Source organism: Acinetobacter variabilis (assembly GCF_000369625.1).
Taxonomy (GTDB): domain Bacteria; phylum Pseudomonadota; class Gammaproteobacteria; order Pseudomonadales; family Moraxellaceae; genus Acinetobacter; species Acinetobacter variabilis.
In genome coordinates this window covers 840138-855641 of sequence record NZ_KB850113.1, presented here as the reverse complement: position 1 = coordinate 855641, position 15504 = coordinate 840138, and the positions used below count along the sequence as shown (strand labels likewise).

Annotated in this window: 21 protein-coding genes; 16 read left to right on the top strand and 5 right to left on the bottom strand. The window is 41.3% G+C overall.

Annotation, left to right across the window (positions count from 1 at the left end; translation table 11 throughout):
* Position 1: 1 nt before the first annotated feature.
* From F897_RS09795 to F897_RS09770, 7 genes are read left to right on the top strand one after another with little or no spacing between them, the layout of a single operon-like run.
* Complete coding sequence (locus tag F897_RS09795) at positions 2 to 922, top strand: recombinase RecT (RefSeq protein ID WP_005235467.1); 921 nt, start codon at positions 2 to 4, stop codon at positions 920 to 922.
* Positions 919 to 1614, top strand: a complete 696-nt coding sequence (locus tag F897_RS09790; protein ID WP_005235466.1) for a PH domain-containing protein — start codon at positions 919 to 921, stop codon at positions 1612 to 1614. The genes F897_RS09795 and F897_RS09790 overlap by 4 nt, the downstream gene beginning before the upstream one ends.
* Positions 1611 to 1841, top strand: a complete 231-nt coding sequence (locus tag F897_RS09785) for a hypothetical protein (protein WP_005235465.1) — start codon at positions 1611 to 1613, stop codon at positions 1839 to 1841. Before F897_RS09790 ends, F897_RS09785 begins: the two co-directional genes overlap by 4 nt.
* Complete coding sequence (locus F897_RS09780) at positions 1838 to 2134, top strand: hypothetical protein (RefSeq protein WP_005235464.1); 297 nt, start codon at positions 1838 to 1840, stop codon at positions 2132 to 2134. The genes F897_RS09785 and F897_RS09780 overlap by 4 nt, the downstream gene beginning before the upstream one ends.
* A complete protein-coding gene (locus F897_RS09775) occupies positions 2134 to 2673 on the top strand; it encodes a DUF551 domain-containing protein (RefSeq protein ID WP_005235463.1) in 540 nt (179 codons plus the stop codon). Before F897_RS09780 ends, F897_RS09775 begins: the two co-directional genes overlap by 1 nt.
* A complete protein-coding gene (locus tag F897_RS17705) occupies positions 2670 to 2831 on the top strand; it encodes a hypothetical protein (RefSeq protein WP_005235461.1) in 162 nt (53 codons plus the stop codon). The genes F897_RS09775 and F897_RS17705 overlap by 4 nt, the downstream gene beginning before the upstream one ends.
* Positions 2832 to 3110 carry a hypothetical protein gene (locus F897_RS09770; protein WP_005235459.1) on the top strand — a complete coding sequence of 93 codons (279 nt, stop codon included), beginning with the start codon at positions 2832 to 2834 and terminating at the stop codon, positions 3108 to 3110.
* On the opposite strand, the gene F897_RS09765 is transcribed toward F897_RS09770, so the two are convergent.
* A complete protein-coding gene (locus tag F897_RS09765) occupies positions 3107 to 4126 on the bottom strand; it encodes a tyrosine-type recombinase/integrase (RefSeq protein ID WP_005235452.1) in 1020 nt (339 codons plus the stop codon). The genes F897_RS09770 and F897_RS09765 overlap by 4 nt on opposite strands.
* A 279-nt stretch (positions 4127 to 4405) precedes the next feature.
* On the opposite strand from F897_RS09765, the gene tusD reads away from it, so the two are divergent.
* From tusD to F897_RS09745, 4 genes are read left to right on the top strand one after another with little or no spacing between them, the layout of a single operon-like run.
* A complete protein-coding gene (tusD, locus tag F897_RS09760) occupies positions 4406 to 4774 on the top strand; it encodes a sulfurtransferase complex subunit TusD (protein ID WP_005235450.1) in 369 nt (122 codons plus the stop codon).
* Between the two features lie 44 nt (positions 4775 to 4818).
* Positions 4819 to 5169 (top strand): hypothetical protein, encoded by a 351-nt coding sequence (locus F897_RS09755; protein WP_005235449.1) that lies wholly within the window; start codon positions 4819 to 4821, stop codon positions 5167 to 5169.
* Positions 5170 to 5186: 17 nt separating this feature from the next.
* On the top strand, positions 5187 to 5471 hold the full coding sequence (locus tag F897_RS09750) for a DsrH/TusB family sulfur metabolism protein (RefSeq protein ID WP_005235447.1): 285 nt from the start codon (positions 5187 to 5189) through the stop codon (positions 5469 to 5471).
* A 14-nt stretch (positions 5472 to 5485) separates the two neighbouring features.
* Positions 5486 to 5797: a TusE/DsrC/DsvC family sulfur relay protein gene (locus F897_RS09745; RefSeq protein WP_005235445.1), complete on the top strand. Its 312-nt coding sequence runs from the start codon at positions 5486 to 5488 to the stop codon at positions 5795 to 5797.
* 109 nt (positions 5798 to 5906) lie between these two features.
* Here F897_RS09745 and F897_RS09740 read toward each other — a convergent pair whose 3' ends face one another.
* The 3 genes from F897_RS09740 to ybaK form a co-directional block, all read right to left on the bottom strand.
* Entirely contained in the window at positions 5907 to 6389 is a 483-nt protein-coding gene (locus F897_RS09740) for a hypothetical protein (protein ID WP_005235443.1), read from the bottom strand.
* Between the two features lie 64 nt (positions 6390 to 6453).
* Complete coding sequence (locus tag F897_RS09735) at positions 6454 to 7656, bottom strand: YncE family protein (RefSeq protein ID WP_392388443.1); 1203 nt, start codon at positions 7654 to 7656, stop codon at positions 6454 to 6456.
* A 260-nt stretch (positions 7657 to 7916) separates the two neighbouring features.
* Positions 7917 to 8384, bottom strand: a complete 468-nt coding sequence (gene ybaK / locus F897_RS09730; RefSeq protein WP_005235440.1) for a Cys-tRNA(Pro) deacylase — start codon at positions 8382 to 8384, stop codon at positions 7917 to 7919.
* 1032 nt (positions 8385 to 9416) lie between these two features.
* On the opposite strand from ybaK, the gene aroQ reads away from it, so the two are divergent.
* The 3 genes from aroQ to accC are packed head-to-tail and all read left to right on the top strand — an operon-like array spanning position 9417 to position 11694.
* Positions 9417 to 9872 carry a type II 3-dehydroquinate dehydratase gene (aroQ, locus tag F897_RS09725; protein ID WP_004785950.1) on the top strand — a complete coding sequence of 152 codons (456 nt, stop codon included), beginning with the start codon at positions 9417 to 9419 and terminating at the stop codon, positions 9870 to 9872.
* A gap of 16 nt (positions 9873 to 9888) precedes the next feature.
* Positions 9889 to 10305 (top strand): acetyl-CoA carboxylase biotin carboxyl carrier protein, encoded by a 417-nt coding sequence (gene accB, locus F897_RS09720; RefSeq protein ID WP_004785952.1) that lies wholly within the window; start codon positions 9889 to 9891, stop codon positions 10303 to 10305.
* Positions 10306 to 10323: 18 nt separating this feature from the next.
* Positions 10324 to 11694: an acetyl-CoA carboxylase biotin carboxylase subunit gene (gene accC, locus F897_RS09715; protein WP_005235439.1), complete on the top strand. Its 1371-nt coding sequence runs from the start codon at positions 10324 to 10326 to the stop codon at positions 11692 to 11694.
* Positions 11695 to 11757: 63 nt separating this feature from the next.
* Here the strand turns inward: accC and F897_RS09710 are convergent, their stop codons facing one another.
* Positions 11758 to 12204, bottom strand: a complete 447-nt coding sequence (locus tag F897_RS09710; protein ID WP_171065466.1) for a hypothetical protein — start codon at positions 12202 to 12204, stop codon at positions 11758 to 11760.
* 325 nt (positions 12205 to 12529) lie between these two features.
* On the opposite strand from F897_RS09710, the gene F897_RS09705 reads away from it, so the two are divergent.
* Both F897_RS09705 and F897_RS09700 read left to right on the top strand, forming a co-directional pair.
* Positions 12530 to 13960: a sensor domain-containing diguanylate cyclase gene (locus tag F897_RS09705; RefSeq protein WP_082188713.1), complete on the top strand. Its 1431-nt coding sequence runs from the start codon at positions 12530 to 12532 to the stop codon at positions 13958 to 13960.
* 49 nt (positions 13961 to 14009) lie between these two features.
* Positions 14010 to 15500, top strand: coding sequence for an amidase (locus F897_RS09700; RefSeq protein ID WP_005235433.1), 1491 nt, complete (start codon positions 14010 to 14012; stop codon positions 15498 to 15500).
* Positions 15501 to 15504 lie beyond the last annotated feature (4 nt).

The window sequence follows — 15504 nt, the reverse complement described above, 5'->3', positions numbered from 1 at the left end:
GATGAATGCACCAGTAAAATCAGAAAATCAGGTTGCTGAACATGATCCTAAGTCGATCAAGGCTTATGTATCAGATGCAAAGATCCGTCAAAAATTTGAAGAAGTTCTAGGCAAAAAAACTCAAGGCTTCTTGGCCTCAGTGATGCAGGTAGCGAACCAGCCACAGCTTAAAGGTGCTGTTCCGGCAACTGTAATTAATGCAGCAATGATGGCGGCAACGCTTGATTTGCCAATTAACAATAACCTTGGCTTTGCTTACATTGTTCCATACAAGCGCAAGTTTAAAGATGCTCAAGGTAAATGGTCTGAGTCTTTAGAGGCTCAATTCCAAATGGGATACAAAGGCTTTATTCAATTGGCCCAGCGTTCAGGTCAGTTTGCACGTATTGCAGCAACACCAGTGTATGAGGGCCAGTTAATTTCAGCGAATCCCTTGCTTGGTTATGAGTTCGACTGGACCATTCCAAATCAAGGTGAGGCCATTGGTTATGTGGCTTTCTTTAAGCTGTTAAATGGTTTTACAGCTGAGCTCTACATGAGTGCTGCTGATGTGAAAAAGCATGCTGGGAAATATAGCCAGTCATTTAAATATGGCTCTGGTGTTTGGAAAGATAACTTTGAATCTATGGCTCTTAAGACTGTGACCAAGCTGCTGTTATCCAAACAAGCACCACTTTCAATTGAGATGCAGACAGCACAGCTTGCAGATCAGGCGATTGTTCGCGATGTGGAAACTAATGATTTTGATTACATCGACCACAACGAAAGTGTTGGTGCAATCGAAACCAAAATGACCGTTCCAGATGCCGAATTCCCTGTGCTTCTTGAGCAAGTCAAAGCAGGTGCGTTCGAGAAAGACTATGTGTTGAGTGAGTACGCTCTGACAGATGCACAACGTCAGGCTGTGGAGGTGCTGCCATGAAACTATTCCGATGTTCTTCTCTACACAAACTCATTGGTGATGGTCGCTCTAAAGCGGCTGTCATTAGTGACACAGCAAAATCAGCTATTCGCGATGTGGTGAAAGAAGACCTATATGGCTTCCGCTCATTCACTGGCAACCAGTACACAGCCAAAGGCAATCTGCTTGAAGATTTGGCAATCGAAATGTCTGGAAAGATGCGATTCAAGAAGTTCAAAAAGCATGAAGGCCGAGTGAATACAGACTTGATCACTGGTGAATGCGACATCCTGGATTTAAACACGCCAACTATCGGTGACACGAAATGTACATGGGATATTGGAACCCATCCTTTCTTTATGGATGAAGCAATCGAGAAGGTTAAAAAGGCTGGATATGACGTGCAATTGCATGGCTACTTCATGGCTTATGAGGACTGGCACCTAAAGACTTTTGGTAAAGAAATTAAGTTTGAAAGCGGCTTTATTGATTTCTGGCTATTCCCCTGCCCACTTGAACTTACAAAGGATTGGGATGATCGGGAGCAATTAATCGATATGGTTGAAGCCATCGACATTCGCGAGCGCCTAACTACTGTGACCATTGAGCGTGATGAATCAATCATTCAGAAGATCAAAGACAAGATTCCGCACTGTCAGGAGTATTACGCAAAGCTGATGGCTGAACGTAGTAAGGGAGTGAAAGCAGCATGAAATTCTTAAAAATTGAAAACAAGATTTTGAATACCGCTCAGATCGAATCGGTTTGCATAAACAAGGAGACTGTTCGAGTTGATTATCAGGGCGATGAGTCTTTTGGTACGGATGTTAAGGAAGATCGCGGGATTCGGGTTTATATGGTTGGTGCTCATGAAAATTCTTACTTTGTCTTTGAAAGCGAAACCATTGAATCATTCTATGAAAAATTGGTGGCAGCATGAAAATTAAAGAAGGTGGTGGGATGGAAGATAACAAATTATGGGCAGTCAATATTCCCGAAGAACCTGATTCAGAAGCAATTTTATACCCTGTTCCATCAAAAGAATTGGGTGAGCAAGTTGTTCAACGTTTGCGTAAAGAGGCTATTGAGGCATTTGAAATAGTTGGTGAATGCATTGCTGAGGCGGTCACCCTGGAGGAGTGGGATCTTTCCGCTGATGAACATTCTAGATACTTAGAAGAAAACCCTAATTGGTGGGATGAAACTACCTTTTTAGATGATGGGGTGGCGTGATGGATATTGAAAAAATTAAGGAATTGGCTTTAGCAAATGGCTTCAAATTAAAAGAGCAAGCAAGCCGGAATCTGGATTTAAACGCTTATGTTTATGACTTTGCAAACGCTATTGAGCAAGAAGTTAAAGCCCAAGAACATGCAAAATTGAAACTGTTGCTATGTGATGAACACTTGGAAAAATGCGAATCACCTACTGGTATTTTTAACTCCCAATACCCTGAAGAAGAACCTTGTTTGATTTGCTTGGCAAAGGAAGCCAAAGCCCAAGCGGTGCCGGAATGGATTTCAACTTCCGAGCGCATGCCGGATGAAGGTGAGGAAGTATTTGTGCACTACTATGGGCAAATATCTCAAGCAACCAGAGATAAAAAATATTCAGGTGGATTTAAACAAAGAAATTGCTATGGCTGGGAAGCTGTTAGTTCTTATATATCTCACTGGATTCCAAAAAGTATCGAATTGCCTGAGCAATACCATTTTTATTATGAAAACGATGTAAAGCAAAAGGCCATGATCGAAGCAGGAGCCAGCCAATGACTGAAATTCAACAAGCAAATGTCGACAAAGAATTAGAGATCGATAAGCAAGTAAATCTGATGGATCAATTCATTGAAAGTGGTGAATTCGACAAAACTCTGAATGATTTTTTCGAGTTACCCGAATCAGTAAAACAAAGTTTGAAGGAGGTGTTTTGAATGGCTCGTTACACCATCACTGTTGAAGCCGAAAGACCACCTCAAATCATGTTGGGTCAGACTATTGGCGGTGCAACAGTGAAGGAGTTAAAGGAAGTTGAAGTCGAATTGGTTTCAGCTTCTCACTTAGCTCAGAAATACAACTTGTCAGTAACCACGATTCGGGAAAAGTTAGCCCAGATCAATCAAGGTACACAAGGCAAGGCGCTATACAATCCACGCCTTGCACATGACTTGCTGACCACAAAAGTTAAAAGAGGCAGACCGAGAGCGAATTAGCTCTCACTGTCGTTGAACATTTCCACCAGATCTTGAGCGTCTGGATTGTAATAAGTATTCACCAGCATCGAGATGGTTTTATGTCCTGTAATCTTGGCCAACACTTCTACCGGTAATTTCCTCACTTTCACCATTCTTGTAATAGCTTCATGCCGCGAGTCATGGAAGTTGATATGCGGCAGTCCTGCTCTTTTCTTAGCTCGAACCCATGTGGCGCAACATTGATCTTTATCAATTGGCAAAAGTTGATTATTGGTTTTAGGCAGTAATGATAAAAGTCGTTTCGCTTCCTTGGATAATGGAACGTTTCGGGATTCACCATTTTTAGTCATCGGTAAATGCACAAAGCCTTCTTTAATATCCTGTCTTTTCATGGCAAGGATTTCACCCTGACGCATTGCAGTTTCCAAAGCAAACAGGAATGACCAGGCTACATAATGGCGTGATGTTTCAGGTGTCGTAGTTCCGTCCCAGCTTAATGCCTTGAGCATTAAAGCCTGATCTTCCTCAGTGATACGCTGACTTCTTGATTTTTCCTTACCTGGCATCGTGACTGAATGCCAGACATTCGAATCAATCAAAAACAATTCTTTCATGGCATACGTAAACACGGCTGAATAAATTGCGTGTTCATTTCTAAGCGTGGCCACCTTTACTTCTTTTTTTCTATTGTTCCGCCACTCTGCAATATCAGCAGGCTTAAAGTCATAAATAGACTTGTCTGCTAAATTTGGTGCAATTCGATCAAGGTTTTTTATTTTGAAATTGATTGTTCGTGCGGATCGCATGTGTCGACCATGCTCTTGATAGTATTTGGCGCATAGATCCCTAAATGGATAAGCAGGCTTTTCACCTTGTTCGATTGCTTTTTTGTTAGATCGAAGCTCGGACAATTTATCCATCGCCCAAAGCTCACATTCTTTTGCAGAGTCTTTAGTGGTCGAATAACGCTTATTTTGATAAGTCACAGTGATGCGCCAGCTGTTGCCGCGCTGAATCGGTTTGGGTAGTTTCATTTCTTGGTGCAGATTTGGTGCAGATTGCTTTTTATTCTATCTATAAAGTAAAAAAATAAAAGGAAATAGAGGGGATTTTGTGCAGATATGTCAGAGGTTTAGTGATGGTATTTGATTGATACATAGTTTTAAATTATTGTTTTTATTAGTTTAATTTTATTTTTACTTTTAATTTTTGTCTTATTTTTAGAAAAGATCATCTAAAATCATTGTATACTACCTACTTTCTTTGTAGCCAAGATCATCATCCCGCGTTGATCAAGCCTGTAGTGAATTTCGATGAGCACCTTAATTCTTGTTACCTCCGCACCGACTTCTATTTATGCCTGGCATGCGCTTGGACTCGCCCAAGCTTTACAACGTAAACAGGAAGCTTTCCGTGTATTTTTCTATCAAGATGGCGTGTCGGTCGCAAATGCATTGCAATGGGTGCCCGACGACCAGCGTCATCTCACACGTTCCTGGCAGGATCTGAATATCCGCTTACCTGTTTGTGTCAGTGCAGCCTTAGCGCGTGGGATTACAGATCAGGAAAATGCTCAACGTCACAATATTCAGCAACATAATCTTGCTGATGGTTTTGAATTGGTCGGTCTAGGCGAGCTTGCTGATGCTGTTCAGTCCTCACAACGTCTAATTCAATTCTAGATGCTTCATTTTTCAGGATGTGTTGCTTTTAAAAGGAATCTTGTGTGAAATCTGTACTTGTTATATTAACTCAAGCCAACCTGAACAGCTTGCAGGTGCATGAAAGTCTGTCTGCCACGATGGTACTGGCGACCTTCGGCGCTGAAGTTAAAGTATTACTCCAAGGCGCAGCCTTGAGTCTTTTACGTTCTGAACTCCAGTTTGACCAGCTTAAACATGCCTTTAAACTGGCTTCAAATCTGGTGGATAGTTTCGAATTTTATGACCTGACCCCAATTCTGGTTGAACAGAAAAATCAGGACTCTCCTTTTGTAAAGCAAAGCGAACAGGAAATTGAATTAATTGAACTCAATTCAGAATTCGTTCAAAAATTTGATCACGTATTGTATTGGTAAGGACGAAGGATAAATAAATGTCAGATCAAACCCTTTACCTGATCCAGTCAGATTATGCAGCGACGGCGCCAGTCCTTGATCAGTTAGCACAGCTCCATGCTTCAGATGATCAGGTGGTCCTGATGGGAGAATCTGTGCTGTATCTGGATCATGCTTTCGTACAGCAACTGCCGCAAGTTTATATCCTAAGAAATGATGCAGAAATTCTGATATCACCTTTATCGGAAAATATTGCTTTACTCGACTACTCCGAATTTGCAGATCTATGTCTGAAGTTTAGTCGTTGCATCTCAATGAAATAATCCATGAGTCAAATATGAATCTAGAACTGGACCAAGATGGTCATTTAGTCGATTACACCATTTGGAATGAAGACGTTGCCCAAGTACTGGCAGATACACTAGAACTTCAACTTACTCCTTGGCATTTTGAAGTGCTACAGGCGGTCCGTCAATTTTATCAGCAGTTTGGTCATTCTCCTGCAACCCGCCCGTTGATTAAGTTTTTGATGAAGACAGTGAGTCCGGAAATTAACAATGCCTTATTGCAGGAAAAGTTTAATACAGGTTTAGTGGCACGTCATTTAAGCCGACTGGCTGGTATCCCGAAACCCGCGAATTGCTTATAAGTTTTAATCTAAAAAATGAATGAAGAAAAAGCCCGTTTTAACGGGCTTTTTCTTATTAAGCTTATTTATGATCTGTATTCACAGCTAAGTAAAGCTTTAAACTGGAAGATTAAAAACTTTTCTGATCCAATGCATTTAAGGCTTGATCCAGCTGTGGAGAGATTTTAGGCAGAACTTTCTGTAAAAATTCTATTTGAGCTCTCGCTTCTTCTGGAGCAACGACCTGGGCATTCACCAGATTCTGCTGCTGTACCAGCAAACGATCTAGCTGGCGTTCGTCTGGCTTTTCACCTTGACTTAAGCCATTCATCATTTGGGTAAAATCCAGATAAAGCTGCTCTCTCTGTTGTAATAAGACCTGCTGTTCAGAATCTACTTCCGGGTGTCTAGCCGTTCTTGCCGGTACAGCTGTTTTAGGATTTAAATTCGAAGTAATTAGAGATTTAGTTGCAAAAGTCATCTGATCATCAGGTTTCAGTATATTGAATTCTGCCTTATAAATATCCTTATGAACCTGATAAGCAATCCCAGCCAGAATACTGATTAATAACATTCCCGCCAGCAGATATAAAGTAAGTGTTTTGTTCCTCATATATGCCACCTACAATGCTTAGAGCAATGTTCATAACACATTGCTCTTTTTAAGCCATGATTTGCTACGGCGTAGACCAGTCTGCTGGAGCATAACCAATCCGGACACGCTGTGGATGATTGCCTACAGGTACACTGGTCACTTTATTGCCTGTCGCAAAATCAATTACGGTCACCACATCCGTTTCACTTTCTGAAATGATACAGCTACGGCCATCCGGACTTCGGGTGGCCCAGTATGGTTTACCTGCAGGAATCAATTTTCCGGCAGTCAGACTCTGACGATCCACAATAGTGGCGTAATTATCCATCGTGCCCGCAACACAGAGCTTCTCACCATCAGCACTGATCGATAAACCATGATGGCGGGAATCATTCACCCATTTGGTACGATCTTTGGGAATGCTATCGCTACCTGGCAACTGCCCAATACGGGTCACTTTATTCTGGTTTAAGTCATACTCAATCAAACCATTAAAAAATGATACCTGAGCATAGAGTTTGCTTTCATCTTTGCTAAAGACCATCGGCCGCACTGAATTAGATAAATCCTTTCGACCAAAAGCATCCAATGCCGGTCTAAAGTCAATTTTCTTAAGTACCTGATGCGTATTGGCATCTGCAATAGTGATATAGCGTTTATCCTTGGTGAAATCCTGCCACTGAGCATCCAGAGAGGTTTCTACATTACCAATGGCCGAGTTCAGAATTTTTTTGCCATTATTAAAGTAGATATTTTCATGCGGTTTATCACCTGTCGCAAATCGACCAAGTTCCTTACCAGTATGAATATCCAGTACATGCACCACATTTCCGGATGATGCAGAAACCGCGACACGCTGGCCATCTGGTGAAACTGCCATGTGATCAGCACGGAAGCCTTCAACCGGAGTACGCCAGTTAATCTTGCCTGTCTTGATGTTAATCGAGACCACATCGGCAAAACTTGGACGGGATGCGACCACTGACTGTCCATCTGGTGTGGAATACATATCGTCGACCAGCTGATCATTACCTTCACCTGCTGTGGCTTGAATATAGGTATAGGCAATCAGTTTAATGGGATTGAGATGAATTTCCTTCAGACGCTCCTTACGATCAGGAATCATGTTGATCACACCAACCTTGCCAAAGTCACCTGAAGATCGAATCACTGTAACTGTTCCATCCCAGTTATTACCCACAAAGAAAACTTGCTGGGAATTGGGTGGCTGAGGCAAGATAGACGAGTCTGCCTGTGCTGTTGAAAAGACTGAGAGCATGGCCATCGCGGACAAGCTCATACAGAACCGTGATAATCGTGTTTTCTGGATTTCCATGCGGTATTCTCCATATTTTCTATTTTATTGTTTTTATCTTTGTTCAATCCACAGTCAGGCCGTGGATCTCAATCATCCACTATACAATGAAGAAAAAACCATGCTGATTTTTCCGACAGAATAGAAATATGAAAAACTAGAAAAGTTGAAGCGTCCATTGATATGAACGCTTCTCAGTAAGATAGTTTTATTGAAGAATACTTAAAATTTTAGATATCCAATACATCCACAAATTTAGCATCTAGGACCTTAGCCAGATCCGCAGGTTTTAAACCAATATCCAGACCACGTTTACCCCCACTGACATAGATTTTATTCAGCTGTTCCGCAGATGCGTCAATGACAGTTTTCAGGCGTTTTTTCTGCCCAACCGGACTAATTCCCCCGACAAGATAACCCGTTAGACGTTCTGCCTGTTTAGGATCTGCCATTTGTAGCTTTTTACAACCAAAGGCTGATGCTACTTTTTTCAGGTTTAACTGATGGTTGACTGGAAGAACTGCCACAAAATACTGCTTCTCATCCGTGACTAATAAAGTTTTGAATACTTCTTCTACTGCTAATCCTAACTTTTCTGCCGCTTCCAGACCAAAGCTTTTGGCATTGGCATCATGTTCATATTCGTGAATGCTATATTCAATTTTTTGAGATTTTAATAATTTGCATGCAGGTGTCATAACAGCTTCGATAGTATTTTGACGGGATCTTCATTATAGCTTATCAAGTCTGCTTGGGTTTTATTCTGTGATTCTGAATAGCTTATATAATCAATATGTGTTCAAAATACAATCAGATACCATTAGCTTTTAATCCAGAATATCTATTCATATTGCACTTTAACTGAACTTAGCTATCCCATTTATCATTGTAATTCCGCATACCATCTTGTTCTTAAGCTTAAAAATTCATCATTTAAAACATAGGCAACATTCAGATGAATAACAACGCCTATACATGAAGTGCCATTTTGCCAATGTTATTGAGCGAACATAAAGAATTACAAATAAAGGTAAGCTTTAGAAAATTGAGCACATTCGTCAATATTAGATGAGGCCAGTAAAAGATTAATGAAGAATCATAAGTTTTTAATTTTACTTTTACGGCCAGTATCATTTAGCCAATGTTCAGTAGCAATGAGCCTATCTCTTTTTGCAGAAAAATAATGTGTGACTTGCTTTACTAGCGACATAAAACCCATTTAATACTAAACTTCACTTCATACCATTTATCAAATAACTTTTTGATTTTTATTCCAAGTTTGATATTTTAGTTTACAGAATAATGAATAGAATAAAATTCTGATTCATTCAAAAATCTAATGAAAATCCGGTCTTTTACCGATCACCACAATTTTTGATATGAGCAGAGACTTCGAGTAATAATTTTTATTTTTGACAAGCCATTGCCGAATAAACACTCAATTTAAAAGAATTATGAATAAACATTGAGGTCTAACTTACACAGCATAAATGTAACAATTCAGCCAATTCATCTAAAATATAAAAATGATGTAAAAGACGAAGATTTGGTAGTTTTGAACATTGCTAAATGCTTGCAAAGTTTTCATTATGTGGCCACTGCGTGGTACATGCTTTTCTATGTCAATTCAAAGAAATTATAAAAATAATGTAGGAATTCATGCCATAATAGGCGAAGTTTGTAGACATCTTGCAAACCTATCCTGAAACTTTTTAACTGGAGCACCATAGATGACTTCGACCATTTTGGTTATTCATGGACCGAATTTAAATTTGCTAGGAAAGCGCGAACCCGAAGTTTATGGTTATTTAACTCTAGAAGATATTAATCAGCAGCTCACTGCTCAGGCTGAAAAAGCTACTTTACAACTTGACACTTTCCAGAGCAACTGGGAAGGCGCAATTGTTGACCGAATTCATCAAGCCCAACAAGACGGCGTGCAATATATCATTATTAATCCTGCTGCCCTGACACATACCTCAGTTGCAGTTCGTGATGCACTTCTTGGCGTGGCAATCCCGTTTATTGAAGTCCACCTGTCTAACGTCCATGCACGTGAGGCATTCCGACATCATTCATATCTATCCGATAAAGCTATTGGCGTGATCTGTGGTCTAGGTGCAAAAGGCTATGCTGCCGCACTCGACTATGTCATTGAAAAAATACAATCTTCTAAACAATCTTAATTAGGAATACTGTCTCATGGATATCCGTAAAATCAAGAAGCTCATCGATTTGATGATTGAATCTGACTTACAGGCGATTGAAGTTAAGGAAGGTGATCAGTCGATTGCTCTGACTCGTCGTAATCCAGTAGTTGCAGCAGCTGTTCCTGCAATGCCTGCACCTGCAGCTGACGTCCCTGCAGCTAAATCTCCTCGTGGTGCAGTTGAAAAATCTCCAATGGTTGGAGTGTTCTATGCAGCTCCAAGCCCAGGCGAAGCACCTTTTGTAAAAATTGGCCAAACTGTTTCTGCTGGTGAAACACTGGGTATCATTGAAGCAATGAAAATCATGAACCCGATTGAAGCAACTCAAAGCGGCGTGATTGAAGAAATTCTGGTGAAAAATGGTGAAGTGATTCAGTTTGGTCAGCCACTTTTCCGTTACCGCGCCTAATCACTTCGGGGATTCATAATGTTGCAAAAAGTTTTAATTGCAAACCGAGGTGAGATTGCCCTGCGCATTGCCCGAGCTTGCAAAACTTTAGGAATTAAAACCGTCGGTGTCTATTCAGACGCTGACAAAGACCTGATGCACTTACGCTTCTGTGACGAAGCCGTGTGTATTGGTCCTGGCGCGAGCAGCGACAGTTACCTGAATATTCCAGCCCTGATTACAGCCGCTGAAATCACCAGCGCAGATGCCATCCACCCTGGTTATGGCTTCCTGTCCGAAAATGCTGAATTTGCTGAAATCGTAGAAAGTTCTGGTTTTATCTTCATTGGTCCACGTCCAGAACATATTCGCCTGATGGGGAACAAGGTTTCTGCGATTATTGCCATGAAAAAAGCGGGGGTACCAACTGTACCTGGCTGTGATCATGCGGTGACAATTCACAATGCGCTTGCTGAAGCCAAAGAAATTGGTTTCCCGCTCATCGTGAAAGCGGCTTCCGGTGGTGGTGGTCGTGGTATGCGCATTGTAGAACGTGTGGATACCCTGCTTGAATCAGTACAAGCCGCTCAGCGTGATGCAGAAATGTGGTTTGGTGATGACACGGTTTATATGGAACGTTTCCTGCAAAAACCGCGTCACGTCGAAGTACAGGTTCTAGGCGACGGTAATGGTCATGCGATCCATTTATATGACCGTGACTGTTCTTTACAGCGTCGTCACCAGAAAGTACTTGAAGAAGCGCCAGCGCCTAACCTGCCAAAACAGGCTCGTGCTGACATTCTTGAAGCCTGTGTCAATGCTTGTAAATTGATGCAATATCGCGGTGCCGGTACATTCGAGTTCCTGTTTGAAGAAGGTGAATTCTTCTTTATTGAAATGAATACCCGTGTTCAAGTAGAACACCCTGTGACTGAAATGGTCACCGGTATCGACATCATTGAACAGCAGTTACGTATTGCGGCTGGCTTAGGTCTGGATATCCAGCAAGAAGATGTACGCGTACAAGGTCATGCGATCGAATGTCGTATCAACGCAGAAGATCCATCGAACTTCATGCCATCTCCGGGCAAAATCGAGACTTTCTATGCGCCAGGTGGTGCAGGTATCCGTTTAGACTCTCATATCTATCCAGGCTACAGCATCCCGCCGTATTATGATTCTATGATTGCCAAGCTAATTGCCCATGGTAAAGACCGTGAAACTGCAATTGCGCGCATGAAACAGGCCTTGGATGAAATGATTCTGACAGGTGTGAAAACCAATATTCCATTACACAAAGATCTGATTCTTCAGGATGAAAATTTCTGTGAACAGGCAATGGATATTCACTATCTGGAAAAACATTTGTTGAAGCAGCTTGAAGGTGCTGAAGACAAAGAAAAAGCTTGATCCAGTAATTGATCTAATAAAAAAACCGCTGAATTCAGCGGTTTTTTTATATCTAGCCTTCAATCAAGGCAAAATGCGTCGAAGCACAGCAAAACATTGTTCTGCTTTTTCATTGGCACAGAAATTAATGGTATTGGAATTCTGCCACTTCACAAAATACTGCGAAATCTCACCTGACTGATCTACCTGATTGCCGGAACAGTCTTTTTCATTATTGTCGTATTTCACCTGCATAATCAGCGCTGGAATCTGTGCAGCAGGATCTTGTGAAGGCTGATAGTCATACAGCCCTGTGGTCCATTCTGAACCGCTTTTAATCACTACGTTGTTATTGCCTTTAAAATTATAGTATTCAACACATTTCTTATTATCTGGAATTTCCATGCCCCATAGCCCGACAATTTCAGGACGAGTATTAATGGTAAAGGTATTCGGAACTTCGATAGGTTTCGCAATACTATTTGCAGCTTGATTATTATTTTCTGTTGCCATTAGCCAAGATGAGCTCATGAGCAAGACAAGGCCAAGACAGGTTTTTTTCATATTCACAGGCTTCGTTTCAATCCTAATAATTAATTTTAACTTATCATATTTTTCGGGATCATATTCTGCTCTGCATCAGTTTAAATACCGAAATAAAACAAATTTTTATCATTATAGTTTAAAAACATGGATTTCCTTTTTTAATTTTTTTGTATATATTTCGTATACAAACGTATATTGATAACGTAAGTAAAAACAGATTATTCCAAGAATAAAGTTGTACTTTTGGGTAAAAAGCATTTCCCGAACAAAGTGATATTTCACAAATAAAAATTAGATACAGGACTTAGATTTGCGAATGCCTCGAATCACAGACCAGAACTTGAATCCTGAAACATATGCCTACTTGGTCATTCTTTTCATTATTTTAGTGACTTGTTTGATTGGCATTATGACCAGAACACAGGATTACTTAGCTATACTCTGGCCTGCTAATGCTGCTTTGCTGGCCATGTTCTTACGCTTCCCGCATTTAAATAATATGGGCGGGTGGCTAGGTGCTTTCTGTGCGTTCATGGTTGCCGATCTGGCAACAGGTAATAATCTTTTACAGAGTCTGTTTCTAACGCTTGCTAACCTGATCAGTACGATTGTATCGCTATTTTTTATCCGATATTTCCAGATCAATTATAAGTACTACAATACTGGCTTTACTTTCGTGCATATGTTTGGCATCTGTGCATTCGCAGGATGCCTGGCCAGTGCAGTTTTTGCCGTTGCGACCTTACCCAATCTTCCTCATTCCTTTATGACCAAGGAAAATTTATGGATTGATTTTGGGCTGTGGTGGACAGGCGAAATGGTAAATTACATTATTGTCCTGCCGCTTTTTTTAGCCTTTCCTAGAACCAAAGATCTCAAGTATCTATTTAAGAACCGCAGAAAGAAGCAGAATTCTTTTAGTTATCTGCTGCCAGCAGGCACGGTAATTCTGTGTATTATCCTGAGCAATATTTTTGTTGGTCCAGGTGCCCTGCTTTATCCTTTGGCAGCTTTAATCTGGGCAGCACTGACCTATCGCATCTTTACGATTGCAATTATTAATGCCTTTGTAATCATTTTGATGTATTACAGCCTGACCCAGTTCTATGCCACTACACATGATACGTTGGCAGACTCGACCATTTATATCTCATTAAGGATCGGACTGTTTATGCTGGCATTGTCGCCGCTGATCCTGTGTATTATCAGTCAGAACCGTAACGACCTATTTAAACGCGTATTGTACTTGGCCAATCATGACAGTCTGACGCGGACCATGAACCGGCATTTTTTCTTCCAGAAAGGTGAATATTTACTGCAACATTCCAAGAGTGTGCAGTTTTCCCTGATTATGTTGGATATCGACCATTTCAAACGTTTAAATGATCATTTTGGCCATCATGTGGGCGATAAAGTACTGCAACACTTTGCTGAAATCATCCGTTCCAATTTACGTGCCCAAGATCTGTTTGCACGTATTGGTGGTGAGGAATTTGTGATTTTGCTTTGGGATACTAAACCGTCCAAAGCTCAGTTTATTGCCGAGCGTATTCGTGAACTGGTAGCTAAAACGCCAATGTATCAACCTGATGGATCACCTTTATCAATTACTGTCAGTCTCGGGATTACGCATCAGCATGCTCCACTTTCTCAGGATTTACAGCAATTGATCAATACCGCAGATCAGGCCTTATATCAGGCCAAACACTTGGGACGTAATCAGGTGGTGCTTGCATCCTGAACTGAAACCTTCTACAATCTTATAACAATATCAACGCTAGGGAATGCAGATGAAATTTGAAGAATACTTACAATACGATGGATTAGGACTGGCTAATCTGGTTAAAAATAAACAGGTACATTCAAGTGAACTTTTATCAGTTGCTTTAGAACGCAGTGCAAATATTAATCCTGAAATCAATGCCATTATTATTCCCATGCATGAGCATGCCTTGCAGCGTACCCAGCAAGATCTGTCCGGTCCCTTTGCCGGTGTTCCATTTCTGGTCAAAGACCTGTTTCAGGAATATGCAGGTTATCCGACGTCTTATGGATGTCAGGGTTTAAAGCGCATCGGTTATATCGCCGAGACTAATGCTGAAATTGTTAACCGTTGGGAACAGGCAGGTATTGTCACCTTTGGCCGTACCAATACGCCTGAATTCGGAATTAAAGGCATTACCGAGCCAGATGCCTGGGGAAGCTGTAAAAACCCATGGAATTTAAGACATAACAGTGGTGGCTCGTCAGGCGGTTCTGCTTCTGCTGTGGCGGCCGGTATTGTGCCAATTGCCGGTGCAGGTGATGGTGGTGGCTCAATTCGTATTCCTGCTTCCTACTGTGGTCTGTTTGGTTTAAAACCAAGCCGTGGACGTACGCCATGGGGACCGCAAATGAGTGAGGCAATGCATGGTGCTGCCATTCAACATGTACTCACCAAGACTGTTCGGGATAGCGCAGCAATGCTAGATGCCACTCATGGTGAAGATCGCAGTTCGCTGTTTACGATTCAACGTCCGCATACACATTATCTGGAAGTCATTCAGCAACCACCAAAAAAATTAAAAATCGCATTTAATACCCGTTCCGGCATCGATACACCTGTTTCTCAAGATGCTATTAAAGCAGTAGAAAAGACTGCCCGTTTACTGGAATCTTTAGGTCATGAAGTCGTTGAGGATCAACCGCAGATCGATGGTATGCAACTGGCTAAAGATTTTATTACGACATGGTTTAGCCAGTTTTCTTATATGCTGGACGAAATCCAGAAAGGCTATTCATCCAGATCAGGCGATTTTGAACTAGATTCTCTGGCTCTGGCTGCTTTTGGTGCCAAAACAACGGCGATTGAATATATCCAGAATCTGACCAACTGGGGACAATATGTGACCCAGATGAATCATTTTTTTGATGATTATGATCTCTACCTGACGCCAGCCACGGCCACTGTTGCACCCAAAAATGGTGAAGTCAAAACCCCAAACTGGCAGAAGCCAATTCTTAAAGCTTTATTAAAAATGAATAAGGCACATTTATTGGCACAAGGTAAGCTGGTCGATCAGATTGTAAAAGAAAACCTAAAATGGGTGCCATTCACGCAGCTAGCCAATATTACCGGTCTTCCAGCAATGTCTGTACCGCTTTACTGGAATGAAGATAACCTGCCTTTGGGTTCACAGTTCATTGCACCATTTGCCCGTGAAGATTTACTGTTGCAACTGGCCGCTCAATTAGAGCAGGCTCAGCCCTGGTTTGATCAATATTCCAAAATCCGCATTTAATTAT

Excerpts from the sequence above, each read along its gene's own strand:
- F897_RS09735 (WP_392388443.1), bottom strand. The coding sequence starts at position 7,656 with ATGGCCATGCTCTCAGTCTTTTCAACAGCACAGGCAGACTCGTCTATC.
- F897_RS09780 (WP_005235464.1), top strand. The coding sequence starts at position 1,838 with ATGAAAATTAAAGAAGGTGGTGGGATGGAAGATAACAAATTATGGGCA.
- F897_RS09765 (WP_005235452.1), bottom strand. The coding sequence starts at position 4,126 with ATGAAACTACCCAAACCGATTCAGCGCGGCAACAGCTGGCGCATCACT.
- F897_RS09770 (WP_005235459.1), top strand. The coding sequence starts at position 2,832 with ATGGCTCGTTACACCATCACTGTTGAAGCCGAAAGACCACCTCAAATC.
- F897_RS09750 (WP_005235447.1), top strand. The coding sequence starts at position 5,187 with ATGTCAGATCAAACCCTTTACCTGATCCAGTCAGATTATGCAGCGACG.
- F897_RS09775 (WP_005235463.1), top strand. The coding sequence starts at position 2,134 with ATGGATATTGAAAAAATTAAGGAATTGGCTTTAGCAAATGGCTTCAAA.
- tusD (WP_005235450.1), top strand. The coding sequence starts at position 4,406 with ATGAGCACCTTAATTCTTGTTACCTCCGCACCGACTTCTATTTATGCC.
- F897_RS09700 (WP_005235433.1), top strand. The coding sequence starts at position 14,010 with ATGAAATTTGAAGAATACTTACAATACGATGGATTAGGACTGGCTAAT.
- ybaK (WP_005235440.1), bottom strand. The coding sequence starts at position 8,384 with ATGACACCTGCATGCAAATTATTAAAATCTCAAAAAATTGAATATAGC.
- accB (WP_004785952.1), top strand. The coding sequence starts at position 9,889 with ATGGATATCCGTAAAATCAAGAAGCTCATCGATTTGATGATTGAATCT.
- accC (WP_005235439.1), top strand. The coding sequence starts at position 10,324 with ATGTTGCAAAAAGTTTTAATTGCAAACCGAGGTGAGATTGCCCTGCGC.
- F897_RS09785 (WP_005235465.1), top strand. The coding sequence starts at position 1,611 with ATGAAATTCTTAAAAATTGAAAACAAGATTTTGAATACCGCTCAGATC.
- F897_RS09795 (WP_005235467.1), top strand. The coding sequence starts at position 2 with ATGAATGCACCAGTAAAATCAGAAAATCAGGTTGCTGAACATGATCCT.
- F897_RS09790 (WP_005235466.1), top strand. The coding sequence starts at position 919 with ATGAAACTATTCCGATGTTCTTCTCTACACAAACTCATTGGTGATGGT.
- aroQ (WP_004785950.1), top strand. The coding sequence starts at position 9,417 with ATGACTTCGACCATTTTGGTTATTCATGGACCGAATTTAAATTTGCTA.
- F897_RS17705 (WP_005235461.1), top strand. The coding sequence starts at position 2,670 with ATGACTGAAATTCAACAAGCAAATGTCGACAAAGAATTAGAGATCGAT.
- F897_RS09710 (WP_171065466.1), bottom strand. The coding sequence starts at position 12,204 with ATGAGCTCATCTTGGCTAATGGCAACAGAAAATAATAATCAAGCTGCA.
- F897_RS09740 (WP_005235443.1), bottom strand. The coding sequence starts at position 6,389 with ATGAGGAACAAAACACTTACTTTATATCTGCTGGCGGGAATGTTATTA.
- F897_RS09745 (WP_005235445.1), top strand. The coding sequence starts at position 5,486 with ATGAATCTAGAACTGGACCAAGATGGTCATTTAGTCGATTACACCATT.